Origin of the sequence: Vibrio fortis (assembly GCF_000695685.1) — a bacterium.
GTDB classification, from domain to species: Bacteria; Pseudomonadota; Gammaproteobacteria; order Enterobacterales; family Vibrionaceae; genus Vibrio; species Vibrio fortis_A.
On sequence record NZ_JFFR01000013.1, the window covers coordinates 128,419 to 144,258 of the forward strand.

At 42.0% G+C, this 15,840-nt stretch carries 12 protein-coding genes and 1 pseudogene; 10 read left to right on the top strand and 3 right to left on the bottom strand.

Features of this window, described 5'->3' with window-relative positions:
• The first annotated feature begins 232 nt into the window (after nt 1-232).
• From VFDL14_RS13650 to VFDL14_RS13630, 5 genes are all read left to right on the top strand, one after another.
• On the top strand, nt 233-475 hold the full coding sequence (locus tag VFDL14_RS13650; RefSeq protein WP_032550753.1) for a hypothetical protein: 243 nt from the start codon (nt 233-235) through the stop codon (nt 473-475).
• Nucleotides 476-575: 100 nt separating this feature from the next.
• Nucleotides 576-1,658, top strand: a complete 1,083-nt coding sequence (locus VFDL14_RS13645; protein WP_160168788.1) for an efflux RND transporter periplasmic adaptor subunit — start codon at nt 576-578, stop codon at nt 1,656-1,658.
• Between the two features lies 1 nt (nt 1,659).
• Complete coding sequence (locus tag VFDL14_RS13640; protein WP_032550754.1) at nt 1,660-4,719, top strand: efflux RND transporter permease subunit; 3,060 nt, start codon at nt 1,660-1,662, stop codon at nt 4,717-4,719.
• Nucleotides 4,720-4,966: 247 nt separating this feature from the next.
• Entirely contained in the window at nt 4,967-6,262 is a 1,296-nt protein-coding gene (locus tag VFDL14_RS13635) for a MipA/OmpV family protein (RefSeq protein ID WP_032550755.1), read from the top strand.
• 163 nt (nt 6,263-6,425) lie between these two features.
• On the top strand, nt 6,426-7,361 hold the full coding sequence (locus tag VFDL14_RS13630; protein ID WP_032550756.1) for a LysR family transcriptional regulator: 936 nt from the start codon (nt 6,426-6,428) through the stop codon (nt 7,359-7,361).
• Between the two features lie 76 nt (nt 7,362-7,437).
• On the opposite strand, the gene VFDL14_RS13625 is transcribed toward VFDL14_RS13630, so the two are convergent.
• Nucleotides 7,438-8,391, bottom strand: a complete 954-nt coding sequence (locus VFDL14_RS13625; protein ID WP_032550757.1) for a DUF2860 family protein — start codon at nt 8,389-8,391, stop codon at nt 7,438-7,440.
• 208 nt (nt 8,392-8,599) lie between these two features.
• Between VFDL14_RS13625 and VFDL14_RS13620 the strand changes: the two genes are divergently transcribed.
• The 3 genes and pseudogenes from VFDL14_RS13620 to VFDL14_RS24930 all read left to right on the top strand — a co-directional run.
• Nucleotides 8,600-9,019, top strand: a complete 420-nt coding sequence (locus VFDL14_RS13620) for a hypothetical protein (RefSeq protein WP_032550758.1) — start codon at nt 8,600-8,602, stop codon at nt 9,017-9,019.
• Between the two features lie 322 nt (nt 9,020-9,341).
• Nucleotides 9,342-9,824 carry a tetratricopeptide repeat protein gene (locus tag VFDL14_RS13615; RefSeq protein WP_032550759.1) on the top strand — a complete coding sequence of 161 codons (483 nt, stop codon included), beginning with the start codon at nt 9,342-9,344 and terminating at the stop codon, nt 9,822-9,824.
• A 60-nt stretch (nt 9,825-9,884) separates the two neighbouring features.
• A pseudogene (locus VFDL14_RS24930) lies at nt 9,885-10,025 on the top strand (amino acid ABC transporter ATP-binding protein); the annotation flags it as partial.
• Nucleotides 10,026-10,287: 262 nt separating this feature from the next.
• Here the strand turns inward: VFDL14_RS24930 and VFDL14_RS13610 are convergent.
• Both VFDL14_RS13610 and VFDL14_RS13605 read right to left on the bottom strand, forming a co-directional pair.
• Nucleotides 10,288-11,628 carry a lyase family protein gene (locus VFDL14_RS13610; RefSeq protein ID WP_032550760.1) on the bottom strand — a complete coding sequence of 447 codons (1,341 nt, stop codon included), beginning with the start codon at nt 11,626-11,628 and terminating at the stop codon, nt 10,288-10,290.
• A 43-nt stretch (nt 11,629-11,671) separates the two neighbouring features.
• A complete protein-coding gene (locus VFDL14_RS13605) occupies nt 11,672-13,204 on the bottom strand; it encodes an aldehyde dehydrogenase family protein (protein WP_022593156.1) in 1,533 nt (510 codons plus the stop codon).
• A gap of 189 nt (nt 13,205-13,393) precedes the next feature.
• On the opposite strand from VFDL14_RS13605, the gene VFDL14_RS13600 reads away from it, so the two are divergent.
• Complete coding sequence (locus VFDL14_RS13600; protein WP_022593155.1) at nt 13,394-14,278, top strand: LysR family transcriptional regulator; 885 nt, start codon at nt 13,394-13,396, stop codon at nt 14,276-14,278.
• Nucleotides 14,279-14,483: 205 nt separating this feature from the next.
• On the top strand, nt 14,484-15,503 hold the full coding sequence (locus VFDL14_RS13595; RefSeq protein WP_022593154.1) for an aldo/keto reductase: 1,020 nt from the start codon (nt 14,484-14,486) through the stop codon (nt 15,501-15,503).
• The last annotated feature ends 337 nt before the right edge of the window (nt 15,504-15,840 follow it).

A 15,840-nucleotide genomic window follows, 5' to 3' on the forward strand; every position in this document is an offset into this window, starting at 1 on the left:
GAAAATATAATCAGAGCAGGAATGTAGCCTTTCATCTTTCTCTCCTGTTCAAAGTGTTGAACCTAGTTTGCTTGAACGGGTGTTGGATCGACACGAATAGGAGATATTCAATTTTGGTGAGCTCTAGTCATCACCGTTCCAAATCTGAATATCTCTAACCCATAGTCATGTCTAAGGCCTTTCTTTTAATGTTTACCTATTCCCAATTTCTTTCGTGAATAAGGAGTGGTACATGCGATACATCAAGAAACTCATTTCTACATTGGCATCAATGAACTACTACAGTGGCGGTAACGATCTCTTAGATGACCACTCGACTTCCACTTATCTCCAGTTTGTTTCAGAGGAATCTTTAACGAGTCCTCGACAGAACAATGCTCCTTGTGAATGCCAAGTTCCGGCTTGTTTAAGTGGTGAAATGCAAAAGGTAGAAGTTGCTAATGCAAAAATGAATAACTCTTATCCGTCGAGTTAATTTCTCGACTCGTTACACTGCTCAGCAAAAGGAAAACAAATAGGGATGAATAGCGTGGATGACACACGTGACTAATCAATTAATTCATTTGGAGATGGTTGTGAAAAACTCGAATACTTTTAAAGCTCAGAAATTACGCCCAGTAGCAATGGCGATGACCATGGCATTTTCTGTGCTGCTCACTGGTTGTAAATCGGAAGCTGAAGTTGAGGTGTCAAAGCCTGTTGTTCGTCCCGTGTTTGTTGAGGTGGTGTCGAATGTTCAAGTCGCTGACTTATCATTTAGCGGCACGATTTCTTCTGCAAGCCGCGCTGATTTGTCGTTTCGAACTAGCGGACGTGTGGTAGATATGCTGGTTAAGGAAGGCGATCAAGTGGAAGAAGGCCAACTGATTGCGAAACTAGACTCGGCTGATGCAGAGATTGCACTTACCTCTGCACAAGTCGAACTAAACAATGCCCGCTCTGAGTACCAGCGAGCGAAGACGCTGTTTGAACAACGCCAGTCAATTTCTAAAAGCCAGTTTGAAGAGCTTACGCTGCGCTTTAACTTAGCGCAAAATCAGCATGCAGAAGCATTGCGCCGCCTTGATGATACTAATCTTAGAGCCCCTTTTTCTGGCGTTGTGAGTCGTACTCTTATTGATAACCATGTGTTGGTACAGAGCAATGAAGTGGTCGCTTCATTGCATGACTTGTCTCAACTTGATGTCACTATTCACGTACCTGAGAGTGTCATGACACGTAATACTGAAGCGACGCAAATCTTTGCTCAGTCGCCTATTGCGCCGTATGAAAAGTTGTCACTGACACTAAAAAAGTATGAAACAGAGCCAGACCCTGTAACAGGCACTTATGCCGTTACGTTTGCTGTAGATTCGAAAGAAGGCAGTCGCTTGCTACCAGGAATGAACGTTCAAGTTTACTCCAGTGGGCAGAAGGGCGAGACAACAGCGATCCAAGTGCCACTTTCGGCAGTGGTTCCAGACAATATGGGTAATCAATATGTCTGGGTGGTAGACGGACAAAATACCTTGAGTAAGAGAACGGTTTTCACCGGCTCCTTGAATGGTGAGCGTGTTCAAGTTTCTAACTTGCAGTTAGGAGAGAAAGTCGTGGTTTCCGGCACTCAAAAACTTCAAGAGGGCATCGCTGTACGTCCTCAAGTCGCGGAGGCTTACTAAGATGAATATCGCGAAATACACCATAGCAAAACGCACAAGTGTGTGGGTGATGGTTGCTCTAATGCTTATTGGAGGATACATCAGCTACTTGAAGTTGGGTCGCTTTGAAGATCCTGAGTTTGTTATTCGCCAATCGGTTATTGTGACGCCATATCCGGGTGCTACGGCTCAAGAAGTTGCTGATGAAGTGACGGATGTGATCGAGGGGGCTGCGCAATCTTTGCAAGAGGTAAAAGAAATCACCTCTGTATCGAAGCAGGGAATGTCGGAGGTCACAGTTGAAATTAAACGTGAATTTTCCAATACCGAAGCTGAGCTGCAGCAGGTGTGGGATAAGTTGAGAAGAAAGGTAAGTGATGCTCAACGTTCTTTGCCTCCTGGCGCTGCGCCATCTATTGTGAATGACGACTTTGCCGATGTATATGCTCAGTTTTATGCCGTGACTGGTGATGGCTTTACCGATAAGCAGTTGCAAGATTATGTGGACACGCTGCGCAGAGAGTTGGTGTTGGTGCCTGGCGTTTCTAAGACAGCAACGCTTGCAGAGAAGCAAGAAACGATTTTTGTCGAAATCTCAAGTGACCGCTTGGCTCAGTTTGGCGTGTCAGCTCAACAAGTCTACCAAGTATTAGAAAAGCAAAATGTCGTGACCGTTGCTGGTGCGTTAAATACAGATGGTATGCGTATTTCAGTCATTCCAAGCGCAAGCATCAGCTCATTTGAACAGTTGAAGTCATTACAAATTGGTTTGGGGGACAGTAATACGGTGATGCGTTTGCAGGATATTGCAAATGTGACACGTGGTTACGAAGAGCCTTCATCCGTTTTAATGCGCTATAACGGAGAGCGAGCAATTGGCTTGGGCATCTCAAACGTTGCAGGTGGAAATGTCGTTGAGATGGGTGATGCTGTTAAAGCACGCATTGCGGAATTAGAGGCACAGCGACCACATGGTATTGAACTTCATGAAATCTCTATTCAATCTGACTCTGTTCGCGACTCTGTAGCTGACTTCATTAACAACTTAATCGCGGCAGTGGTCATTGTATTCATCGTTCTACTGCTTTTCATGGGAGTGAGAACGGGCATCGTCATTGGTTTTGTTCTGACGCTAACGGTAGCGGGTACGTTGATCATTATGCTGATCGACGACATTGCAATGCAGCGCATCTCACTTGGTGCGCTTATCATTGCGCTCGGTATGTTGGTTGATAATGCCATTGTAGTAACTGACGGTGTAATAACTCGATTACAGAAGAATCCAAACGCTGATAAAAAATCAGTCATCAACGACATCGTTAATGAGACAAAAATGCCTTTGCTCGGCGGTACTATCGTTGGTATCTGTGCATTTAGCGCCATTGGTTTGTCTCCATCGAACATGGGTGAATACGCAGGCTCTCTATTTTGGGTCATCTTGTATTCGATGTTCCTAAGTTGGGTGTTAGCAATCACTGTAACGCCGTTACTTTGTCATGATTTTTTGAAGGTAAATGAACATAAGCAAGACAAAGCGCCGAGCAAAGTCAGCCTTTGGTACAAATCAACATTAGAGTGGGTGTTAAACAACCAAAAGAAAGGGTTAGCGATTGTTGTTTTGGTGTTTCTAGCAGGTGTGAAGATGTTCAGCTACGTTCCGCCTGGCTTTATGCCAGAATCCCAACGAGAGCAGTTTGTGATTGATGTCTTTCTTCCTCAAGGCACAGATATTCTGACGACAGAAAGTGTCATGTTAGACATTGAGCGTGATGTCAAAGCAAAAGAGGGTGTAACGAATACGACGACGTTCATTGGTTCTGGTGGCTTACGCTTTATGCTGACTTACTCACCAGAAGCTCAGAACACAAGCTACGCACAAATGCTGGTGGATGTGGATGATTTTAAAGTGATTGAACCGCTTATCGAAGAGCTTCAAGTTGAGCTTAATGAGCGATATGAGCAGGCGTCGGTTAATGTGTGGAAGTTTATGTTGGGACCTGGCGGTGGCAAGAAGATTGAAGCTGCGTTTAGCGGTCCAGACAGCAATGTGTTAAGACAACTCGCAGAGCAAGCAAAGCAATTGATGGCAGAGACTCCGGAACTGGTTGCTATTCAAGATGATTGGCGCCAGCAAGTGCCAGTTGTGAAGCCTGTCTACGCTTCAGATCGTGCTCAGCAGTTTGGCCTGACAACGCAAGAATTGAATCAAGCATTGGAGCAGTCGTTAATTGGTTCTCGAGTGGGTGTCTACCGTGAAGGGAATGATTTAGTTCCGATTGTTGTCAGAGCACCAGAAAGCGAGCGTACGCATGAGCGAAGTATCGAGAATACACAAGTATTTAGCCCGACTGCAGGTCAGTACTTACAGCTCGCACAGTTTGTCGACCGTGTTGATTTGGAGTGGCAGGACTCAATGTTACGCCGTATCGATCGCGTACCAACAATTATGGCTCAAGCTGACCCTCGCTCAGGAGTATTAACTTCAGAAGCGCTAGATGCGGTCAAAGAGAAGATTGAAAACATGCCTCTACCTGTCGGTTACCAACTCGAGTGGTTTGGTGAATATAAGGACGCAAAAGAGGCGGATGAAGGCTTAATGATATCTGCTCCTTATGGCTTTGCAGCAATGGTGTTGGCAGTTGTATTCATGTTCAATGGTATTCGTCAGGCATTGGTTATCTGGTGTACAGTTCCGCTAGCAGTACTTGGTGTCGCTATTGGTTTGGTCGTCTTCCAAACGCCATTTGAATTTATGGCGACGCTAGGCTTCTTGAGCTTGGTCGGAATGATGGTGAAAAATGCAATCGTCTTAGTTGATCAAGCCGAGAATGAAGTCAACAACGGCAAAGCTGCGTACGACGCTATTATCGATGCCGCAATGAGCAGAGCGCGACCTGTTATTCTTGGTGCAACAACGACCATTCTTGGTGTAGCTCCATTGCTGGTAGACCCGTTTTTCAAGAGTATGGCAGTGACCATTATGTTCGGTCTTCTATTCGCAACGGTTCTGACGTTGGTGGTGATACCTCTGAACTACGCGTTGTTCTTCCGAGTAAAACCGAAAGCTACTTTAGCTCAATAACTCATCTAAATTTCACCTTAAGCCCATCATCGATGGGCTTATTTGTGTTTGCTCGTATGGCTAACGAAAGCCCGCTATTTCATCAAATATGAATAACTGTAAAACGTGTCGATTGATGCGTCACTTCAATAGAATCTTTGTGTCAAGGATATTTGAGGTCAATGTTTCAAGGCATTGGTAATCATCTAAGGAGGGTGAGTAATTAAAGAGTGCCTCTTGCACTCTAGCAAAATGAAAAGAGTGAAAGATGAAGCATAAATTTGTATTACCTCTACTTTTTACGGTTCCGTTATCGATAGCGAGTGAACTTGAGTATTCTGCCATTGAGAAAGAAGAAAGCTGGGGAGTTGGGATTGGTGTCAGAAGCGCCTCTATGCCTTTTAAAACGGACGGAAACACCGTTAACGACGTGATGCCATTGCTATTCTACAAAGGTGACAACTTCTATCTCGATGGCGCGTCTGGTGGTTACCACCTGTATCAAAGTCGTGATTTTAGTGTTGGACTGGCTGCTCAAATGCGCTTTTTTGATATTCCACGGTACGCGCAGAACGAGATTCAAGGATCGCAGATTGATTTTGGGGCGAAAGCCATATGGCATTATTCTCCGAAAGTTGACGTTAGTCTGGAGGTACTCAGCGACAATGATGGTCGTATGTACTCGAACCTGACAGGCGATTACCAACTAGAGGGGAAAGGGTGGGAAGCTTCTCTTTACGCTTCATTGAGAGCGAAATCATCTCGGTTTAATAATACTTATTATGGTCTGAAAATCGATGATATTGGCTCCGGTGTCGATAGCAAGGTTGGCGTCAAAGGTCGTACCCAGATCTATCAAAACCTTTATGCGGTTGGTCATTTTGGTGCCACCTTTTTTGACCACGATACTTACTCTAGCCAGACAATAGATTCACATACCCAATGGGAAGGCTACTTGGGGTTGGCGATGTTTGGTAGCTCAATAGGTTCTCCACAAGCAAAACTGCCCGATGGGGCATATCTTCGTTTAGCCAGTGGACTAGCGACACAATCAGGTCCAACTGAGATATTCATGTTTGACAACGAGACAGACCCAGATAGAAACACCATGATGTCGGTCTTCTATGGGCACCCTTTGGCAGGTTCAGTGTTTGGCCTCCCACTCGATTTTTATTTAACACCAGGCTACGTTTACCATCATAGCTCTGATACTCAGAGCTCCTTTGATGAATATGTATTGGCTATAAAGGCTTACTACACATTTGATTGGGCGGTTAGAACTCGATTAGGTTTTGCTGAAGGCATTTCCTACAGCACCAAAATTAGTCACATTGAGAACAAAAACTTAAATGATAAAGGCTATGAGCCAAGTAAGTTGATGAACTATTTAGACTTCAGTGCGGATGTGAATATGGGAGATTTGTTAAACAACAACTCTCTAAGCAATTTGTGGTTGGGTTATAGCTTGCATCATCGTTCTGGCATCTTTACCAGCACGTCTGCTTTTGGAAGAATCAAAGGGGGAAGTGACTACAACTCGCTCTACTTACAGTGGCATTTCTAAGTCTGTTTATTGTTTAAAACCGCCAATTAGGCGGTTTTTTTCTACCTGTTTCTAGCCCGCTTTCGTAAACTTGGCTGATAAAAGTTCGATAAACAACTAAGCTAACAGTACTTTATGATATGTTGTAAACAAGAGCGACATAGACAATGGATAGAAAAGCGTCATGGATAAGAACCTTGAAGGTCTAGATTTGAACTTACTGCGGCTGTTAAAAGTGGTGGTAGAAACTCGGAATACCTCTGTTGCTGCAGAAAAGTTAGGTATATCTCAAACCAGCGTAAGCCGCGGAATGGCAAAGCTCAGAGAAACATTTGGCGATCAACTTTTTATTAGGAAGGCACATGGTGTAGAGCCTTCTGAGCTGGCAGAGAAGCTGGCAGAAGCAGCAGAGCATATGCTGATACCGTTTACTCAAGTACTTGAAGCTTATCAAGAGTTCAACCCTGAAGAGTACGAAGGAAGCGTTGTTATTGCTGTGGAATTAACGTTGCTTGATGTCTTCGGCAGAGGGCTGTTTCAATCTCTCTCCAAAGCACTGCCTAAAGCTAAGTTTAAAATCACCTATTGGCAGCAGAACTCGCTGCAAGAGCTCTTGGACCGAGAGGTCGACTACATGCTGCATTACACCCTGTTCCAACTTCCACAAGATATCTATGTTCATCATCTGTCAGACATTGTTGTTAATCTGGTTGCCAGAAAAGATCATCCAATACTCAGCAGAACGTCAGACTGGGATGAAGTGAAAACTATTCCTCGCGTCAAATACGCATCGGACTCAACCATTGCGAAACACGATATGTACGATGAGTTGATTCTTGCTCAGGGAGTTGAGCCCAATATTGCTTTGATCAGCCACAGCGTTCCTGTAATGGTAGATAAACTTGTACACTCAGATGCAATGGCATTTAGTAGCAGTTACCTGCTTATGCACGATAATCGGCTTACGTGTTACCCATTGCCCAAAATGCCTGATCGGATTAAAACGGTGAGTGTTTCTGGAGGGTATTTACAATCGAAAAGAGGCTACCCGCTTAATCAACATATACATCAAGCGGTACAGAGCTTTTTTAATTCTATTATTCAGCCTAGTAACCAATAATCAATTTGTTTTTAGTTGGACGATAAAAAGCCTCTATCGTATTATCAATAGAGGCTATTTTTAATCATAATAAGGTTTAAAACTTGTAGCTAAGACCTACTGATGCCAAGTACTCTTCATTCTTATAAAAATCAATATTTGAATCGTTATAATTAACGCCTGCGAAAGAAACTAAATTCCAATTGTTGAGTCCAGCAATATCTGCATATTCGTACGCGGCAAAGAATTTATGTCTATTATCTGAACGCGATTTTCCATAAAGTGAGTTACTTCCATCATAGTCTCGATAAGCATAACTACTCGTAAGAGCTATAGTGTGTGCATTGTGAGTTAGGAAGTAAGTCATTTCTATTTCATATTGGTCAAAAGTTTCTGCTTTACCATCGGCATTATTGTGCAAATAGCCGAAACTTGTACTTAAACCCATGCTTGGCGTAAAGTGAGTCAAGTAGCTGCCTTTCACGTAGTACATATCACTGTCACGCAGTAGTTCAGATCGCTGAATGTGTTCTTGGTCAACCTCTGTCGTGGCATAAGCCATGTCTGCAGAGAACCCTGAGCCTGCAATATTGCTCAACTTTACTCGATATGCATGCCCATCAACATCAGTTTCGCTACGACGTCCCTCTAAATATGGATCTTTCCATACCTCACCAGACAATACAGTTGGCAGGTAGGCAACATCAATTTGAGTTCCGTTTTTCATGTCATACTGATAGCCAAGCTCAAAAGCAAGATCACCCACCGCTAAGTCATCACGAGATGTACCCAAGTAAACACGTTGGTTTCGTTCTGAGCCAAGATCATAAGCTAAGGTACCTAGCGGCATCGCCACAAAATCATCATTGTGTGAGCCTTTTTTTGTGCGATCTTTTAGCAAGGCATCACTTTCAGTACTAAGATTCGAGTTCGTCGACACATAACCAGAAGCGAAAATGATTTCACCACTAAATCGTGAAGAATCAAGCGCGAATGCACTACTTGCAAATGAAGATAAGATTGCGATTGATAGAATGCTTTTTTTGTTCATGTTTGTATCTCTCTTTAAATATACTCATTCCCTATATTTCCTTTCATCCGTTTGACGAGAGAGATAATAAACTTATTTTTTACTATTTATATGGATAACAGTTATTCAAATCTGCTCGTGAAAATCCAAACTTGAATATCTCTTATTCATATTAACTACGAACATGGAGGTATAGATTTAATACATAGAATAAAATATAGGAAAACCCATGAAATCAAATCTAGCTTTAATAGAAGAACATTACCAAACAACGATTTACCTTAACGACAGACCATATCGAGTACTGGATATGGGAGAAGGTGAATGCAGTATTATCATTGTAAGTTGCGAAGAAGATTACCTGAAGGCGATGATTCGACTCTCGCCAATTCAAAGAGTCATTATTGTTGATATATCTGGACTATTGAACTGTGAGCATCAAGATACGGGAATGTTAGAGAAAGCACTAGCGAATGACCTTCATTTATTGTTTGATGTCTTTTGGTTAGAAGAGGTTAAGGTTCACTCAGAGGTAAGTAACCTCAATATGAATGCTATATATGAGGTGGTAAGAATCAGAAATCACTCTCGAACATTGCTTAATTTCGAACAACGACCTGACTATAAGCATTCGAATAAATTTAAGTGAATACGATGTATACTATTCATAGACAAACTCTTCTTACCAAGTAGTATTCATAAAAAGTAAAGCAAGACTTGTACTCGCTTTACTTTTAACATGTTTGTCCTCATGTATATCTGATTTATGTGCTTATCACTGCCAAAACCATTCCGCCTGAGTAGCTCTATGCTATTGATTTTTATTATCATATTTTTAATAAAACACCACTATTTGCAAATATACATTTCTAGTAAGATTGCGGTAACAAGGAGCTAGATAGAAGAGTCCTGTATTTACGTATAGAAGTTTTCTGTTTAAGTGCTTTCGGATTATGCCTAAAGGGAAGACTATGGAAAGTATCATCAAACAAGCAATCGAATTACGCAAAGAATCGAAGTACCAAGAATCGAGAGCCCTACTTAGAACACTATTAAACGATGAAGCTTTTGGTGCTAAGGCTCACTTGCAAATTGCTTGGTCATACGACAATGAGGGCAAAGAGCAAGAAGCGATCAAGCATTATCTATCTTCTCTTTCAGGTTCACTATCGTCGGTAGAAAGGTTTGATGCGTTGTTTGGGCTAGCGAGTACTTATCGAAGTCTAGGAATGTACTCGGAGGCACTAACCTACTTCGAGCAAACGCTAAGCGAATATCCCAATTCAATTGAAGTTCAACCTTTTTATGCAATGTGTCTTTACAACTTAGGGCGCCATAAAGAAGCAACTTCATTACTGCTTGAACTTTTAGTCTCAACCACAAACAGTGATGCCATTAAAGAGTATCAGCGTGCCATTTCTTTATACGCTCAGGATTTAGATAGAACGTGGTGAATCGAAACCCAGCCATGCTAACTCAAGTACTAGCCCTAGCTTGAAGTAATGCTCATGGCGCACAGAATGGAATTCGCGCCAAGTATCAGACCAATTCGTCTTCTTAGAAAAGGGAATATTGATAGAAAAAACGCCCCCGAAAAATTCTTTACTAACCCAGACTCAACGTGTGTAAGGCAGTTTTTGAAGCTAGACGCTTAATAAACGACTAAACCAGAATACTTATCGGATAGTTCTTAGCCGGAGCACTTTCTGCGTTGAAAGTGCCCCATTACAAGCTACATAATTTTCGTATGATGCTTTGCAGATAGGTATTTGGCCTATTTATTCTAATCTAAATAATGTCTACAGAACTGTCACTCACGGGTAGAGTGACATCAACAGATTAGAGCACGCTTTAATAGACTAGGTGCCATAATCTAGCATTCCGGTTACAGTATTATTTGCTATTAATGAGTAGAGGTCACCGCTTGAGTATCTCTTGTAACATCTCTTTTAACTCGTTTGAGTCTTTAGCCTCTTTGACACATTCTAAAGTAGCTTTGTATCCAATTTTTGACTTAACTCGAACAACGAGCGGCACTAAAGCGAACTCATTACGAGATTCGGTCTCTGAGTTAACCTCAATTCCTAAAATACACTTTTCAGTCAGTACTGAGATTCCCTTATCTAAGTGATCTATTGCATCAAGTAGATTGGTAGTCAGTAGCATTCCCCACGGGTTATAGTCTAACTCTCCATGAACATGTGCTTGTTTAGATGAGTAACAATGCCCTTGTGCTTGCATAGCGGACTGAATCGCAAACTCGGGAATCGTAGGGTTTACTTTTCCCGGCATAGCGCTTGAACCAGCCTGCACAGCTGGAAGCGTAATTTCCGATAAGCCGCCCTCTGGACCAGAAGACATCAGGCGCAGGTCTTTCGCCATTTTAATGATAAAACCAGCTAAATTTTCAACTTGGCTTACACAACGGACTTGAGCATCAAACGATTGGCTAGATTGAAACAAATTGTCGTTCTTACGTAGCTCTATGCCAGTAACTTCTGAAAGCACTGAGATACAACGCTCAGCATAAGCCGTTGAGCAGTCACCATTTCGACCAATAATATTTCCGCTTAAATTCACAGCCTGAAGGTCATGTCTACACTCTTTAAGATGCATTTGATACATGCGTAGTGATGCTAAGTAACCACTCCAGAACTGTTTAAACTTTATTGTCACCGCATCCTGCATACAGGTTCTAGCGAGTTTAGAACTGTCGCCATGATTTACCATTAAATACTCAAGCGCATATATCAATCGCTCGATAGTAGTCATTAAGCAATCAAGGGCTTCAATAGTAGCTAAGTGACTTGCGGTTTGTAAGCAGTCGCTCGTTGAATGATTCATATTAATAGCATCATTCGGATGAGCAGGTGAATACGAGCCGTACGATTGGGCATAGTAGCTATGATTGACAATGTTAGCGACGATTTCGTTGACATTCATATTAACTGAAATGCCACCGCCACCATGAAAGGCGTGAACGGGGAATAGCTCCTTTTGGTAGTTTTCTAGTATGGACTGACAGGTGTTTTCAACGTTCAATGAAAGCACTGGATCCATTTCTCCTATTTCCCTGTTTACACGAGCAGAAGCTAATTTGACGCGTAAAACAGCAGTGACAAGTAAAGCGTAGTCACCAAGTGTTTTTTGACTATCTACAGGATACAGATTTAGAGCTCGTTGTGTTTGAGCACCATAAGGGAGAAACGCTGGAATTTTCACTTCACCAATATTATCGACTTCGATTCTGTATTGCATATTTTTCCTTAATTGGGCAGATAGGACCGCCCAACATATTTGACTAGCTTTCGCCGTAGTAGACCCAAATACTCTTAGTCTTTGTGTAAGAAGATAGCGAATGAATGGCCATTTCTTTACCCCAGCCACTTTGTTTAAAGCCTCCAAATGGGCTGGCAAGTCCATAGCAGCCATATTTGTTTACAAACACCATACCAGCATCAATCTGATCAACCATTCGATGTGCGCGAGTCACATTAGATGTGTATATACCTGCTGCAAGCCCATATTCCGTGTTGTTAGCTATTCTAACGGCGTCTTCTTCAGTTCTGAATTTGATACAGGAAAGCACTGGCCCAAAGATCTCCTCGCGAGCTATACGTGCATCTTCAGGTACTTCTGAGAAAATTGTTGGTCGCACAAAGTAGCCGTTGTCATTCCCATTTGATGTATCTCGCGTACCACCAGCCACCAGTTTTGCTTCGGTTTTACCTATCTCAATGTAAGACATGATTTTATTGAACTGCGCTTCATTACATTGAGGTCCTTGTTCACTTTGAGGATCTAACGGATCACCACACTTAACAGCTTCTGCTTTAGCTATCAGTTTCTCAAGAACATAGTCATAAATCCCTTCTTGAATTAAGAAGCGTGTTGGTTCGGAGCACTTTTCACCTTTATGAGAGAACATAACAGTAAAGGCGCGATCAATAGCAGCATCCAGGTTTTCAGTATCCTCAAAGAAAATACAAGGAGACTTACCGCCAAGCTCGAGCGTGACTGATTTCATGTTTGATTGGCCGCTATTCTCAATAATTTTGCGTCCAATTGGTGTACTGCCCGTAAAGGAAACTTTTTGCACATTATTGCTGACTGTTAGTTGATTTGAAGCCGCTCCATCAGCAATTACTAAGTTTAAAACACCGTCTGGAATATCAACGTTTTCAACAATTTTTTCTATCAAATATAAGGAGGTCAAAGGTGTAAACTCGGACGGTTTTAGAATAACCGTATTCCCCATAGCTAAAGCCGGAGCGATTTTCAACGCGGCCTGATAAAGAGGAAAATTCCAAGGGGCGATAAGAGCACACACACCAACCGGTTCTTTATTCGTGAAGTTAAGGTATTCAGGATCGACAGGTGACGTTTCGCCATAAAATTTGTCAGTCCAACCTGCATAGTACTCAAAGATATCAGCACAAGTTGGGATATCATCTGCCAACGACTCTGTTAAAAGTTTCCCATTTGGTAGCGTCTCTAGCACCGCTAAGACTTCAGTATGATCGCGAATAACTTGCGCAATATCGCGAAGAACTTTAGCTCGTTCAGTCCTACTAACTTTACTCCAAACACCAGATTGGTGAGCTTGTGAGGCAACAACAGTTGCTTCTTCAACTAGCTGCTCATCAGCTAAAGGGATGTTACATAACACATCTCTATTACTAGGGTTGGTAACCATCCAGTTATTCTCTAAGTTGCCAAGAACCCATTGGCCACCAATAAATTGTTTTTTATCTTTGCTTAGCCACTCTTTAGCTGTAGCGATCGCTAAGTTGTATTGAGTATCCATATTTTCTCCAAACTGCGCATTTGTCATTGTGGTCAGTCCTTAAAAATTTACAGATATCACAATTTCACAACAACTGAATAAAAGTAATTAACATATGAGATTTAATCGTTAGAATTCAAAAAAACCGATAAGAGCTCGCTATTTCGGAAATTAATGTGAAACGCAGTGACCGAGTTTGAGTTCTAAGTCGCTGTATTTGTGACTAGGAGCAAGATAATGAGACAACTACCCTCGCTTAATGCAGTTCGAGTATTTGAAGTTGCAGGTACGCACTTAAGTTTCACCGCTGCGGCAAACATTTTAAATGTTACGCAGGGGGCGGTTAGCAAACAGATAAAACAACTCGAGGAGTATTTGGGTGTACCGCTTTTTAAACGCACATCTACTCGAGGTCTCCTTGAGTTAACTCCGATTGGCGAGCAAGTTCTCGACACGATTTCTCGTTCTCTTTCTGAGGTTGAGAAAGGATTAGAGGTTATACGGAACCCCAATCTTCAACAGCGATTAGTTGTCCTTGCTCCTCCAACATTTACTAGCCGTTGGTTGAGTGCTCACCTCGTTAACTTTGCTAAAGCATTTCCTCAGTATGACTTACAGATCTATAGCAAACGAGAGCAAAGTACCCTATACGATATTGAAATCCTCTTTGATGAAGTCAGTGAATTCTACGCAAAAGACAACTTGCTGTTTAAAGAAAAATACGTAGCAGTCTGTAATCAAGACCTAGTTACCGAGAGCATGAATATTGAGGCCCATACACATAAGATGCTCCATATTCGCCACCATGGTCATAACCTCCCGGCATGGAAAGACTGGCTTGAATCTGCCAATATTCAATTGACAGAGGGACATCGAAAAGGGATTTCGATGAGTACTCAAGAGCAGGTGATAAATACAGCTATCGCTGGAGGTGGATTCGCGGTAGTCGATCTCAATATGGTTTATCACTCACTTAAAAAACAGGAACTAATCCAATTCCACCCTCTGCAATGTCGCAGTCGCTATGGGTACTTCATTCATGTCCCGACTCCCAAAGTCGGTACGAGTAAAGTTGAAGCATTTGTGTCTTGGTTGAAAGAAGAGTGCCTTAGCGTGTCTTAGCTTCAATTTTTCAAACAACCACTATTAACAATCAAAATATAACCAATTGTTTTTTAAGGCTTTAATTTCACATCGCATGCAACAATGAACTAAACTCATGCATACCTAACTTATATTCACTCGTGTTTTGTCGGCTTTTGAATCTAAATACTCAGGTCAACAAACAAAAATTAAACATTTCGTTTACATAATGCGAGGGGTGAATATGGAATACGTACAACTAGGTAACTCTGGCCTCAAGGTGTCTCGTTTGTGCCTTGGAACGATGAACATGGGCTCTAAGGAATGGAAGCCTTGGATCTTTAATGAGAAAGAGAGCGAGCCAATCATTCGTCATGCTATCGACCATGGTGTTAACTTTATCGACCTAGCAGACTTTTACTCATATGGAGCAGGTGAAGAAGTCGTTTGTAATGTACTCAATCGCATTGGACAACGTGACAAACTGATTGTCACAACTAAAGTTGGCTACCAAATGAATGATGACATCAACGCACAAGGCCACTCTCGCCAGCATATAATGAACTCCATTGATGCATCGCTAAAGCGCATGAAGATGGACTATGTAGATATTTACATGCTTCATTTCTTTGATGTAAACACCCCTATCGAAGAAACAATGTGCGCTCTGAATGATATCGTTCGATCAGGCAAAGCTCGCTATATTGGTGTTTCAACCATGTATACATGGCAGCTCGCTAAGATCATCCAGGTATGTGATCAAAACGGTTGGGTAAAACCTATCAACATGCAATTACAATATAATTGTGCCTACCGAGAAGAAGAGAGAGAGATGATTCCATATTGCCAAGACCAAGGCATCGGAGTGTCGGTATTTAGTCCTCTTGCTCGGGGTATCCTCACTAATGATATGCAGTCTAACCGAAACAAAACCGATTTCTTTACTGCCGAAATGTATAACGACAAGGCTTCATTTGATATTTCTACTTCTGTTGCCCGCGTAGCCCAGAGGCACAATGTAGCTCCCGCTCAGGTAGCACAAGCTTGGGTACTATCTAAACAATACGTTTCCTCGATGTTAGTTGGTGCTGATACTCCGGAACAATTCAATAGCGCTCTAGCTGCTTTGGAAATGAATCTAGATCAAGATGATATATTTGAGTTAGAACGCAATTATACGCCTTGCGATATAATCAACGATTACACAGCAGGAAATCGTATCCCTCGAGAAGCTCGCCTCCCCAAAGGTATTTACGCTAAATAAATAGCATATAACTCAAACTGTATTTAAATGGCACTTAACGTGCCATTTTTTGTATTTTTAATACGGAAACCCCATCTATAACAGTCAGCTAATCATACTCGACACTTCCTTACCCCTTCTGGATGAAGTCCAGAATTAGCTCGGCTACCTCCATCAACTTCTGTTCCTAACCCAAGGGTTTTACAAGCCACTGGTTTTACAAAATCAGCTTAACTTACTGATACCTATGATGATATAGGCGTTTTTGCACGTCTGGCAATTAAACTTAGCTCACAGAACTAAAAGTAAACCCCTCAAAATGCAACACTCGATTAACAACATGTTATTGATGACTATC

What these genes read in the sequence shown, in the direction of transcription:
- VFDL14_RS13650 (WP_032550753.1), top strand. Translation starts at nt 233, where the DNA reads ATGCGATACATCAAGAAACTCATTTCTACATTGGCATCAATGAACTAC.
- VFDL14_RS13640 (WP_032550754.1), top strand. Translation starts at nt 1,660, where the DNA reads ATGAATATCGCGAAATACACCATAGCAAAACGCACAAGTGTGTGGGTG.
- VFDL14_RS13635 (WP_032550755.1), top strand. Translation starts at nt 4,967, where the DNA reads ATGAAGCATAAATTTGTATTACCTCTACTTTTTACGGTTCCGTTATCG.
- VFDL14_RS13630 (WP_032550756.1), top strand. Translation starts at nt 6,426, where the DNA reads ATGGATAAGAACCTTGAAGGTCTAGATTTGAACTTACTGCGGCTGTTA.
- VFDL14_RS13625 (WP_032550757.1), bottom strand. Translation starts at nt 8,391, where the DNA reads ATGAACAAAAAAAGCATTCTATCAATCGCAATCTTATCTTCATTTGCA.
- VFDL14_RS13620 (WP_032550758.1), top strand. Translation starts at nt 8,600, where the DNA reads ATGAAATCAAATCTAGCTTTAATAGAAGAACATTACCAAACAACGATT.
- VFDL14_RS13615 (WP_032550759.1), top strand. Translation starts at nt 9,342, where the DNA reads ATGGAAAGTATCATCAAACAAGCAATCGAATTACGCAAAGAATCGAAG.
- VFDL14_RS13610 (WP_032550760.1), bottom strand. Translation starts at nt 11,628, where the DNA reads ATGCAATACAGAATCGAAGTCGATAATATTGGTGAAGTGAAAATTCCA.
- VFDL14_RS13605 (WP_022593156.1), bottom strand. Translation starts at nt 13,204, where the DNA reads ATGACAAATGCGCAGTTTGGAGAAAATATGGATACTCAATACAACTTA.
- VFDL14_RS13600 (WP_022593155.1), top strand. Translation starts at nt 13,394, where the DNA reads ATGAGACAACTACCCTCGCTTAATGCAGTTCGAGTATTTGAAGTTGCA.
- VFDL14_RS13595 (WP_022593154.1), top strand. Translation starts at nt 14,484, where the DNA reads ATGGAATACGTACAACTAGGTAACTCTGGCCTCAAGGTGTCTCGTTTG.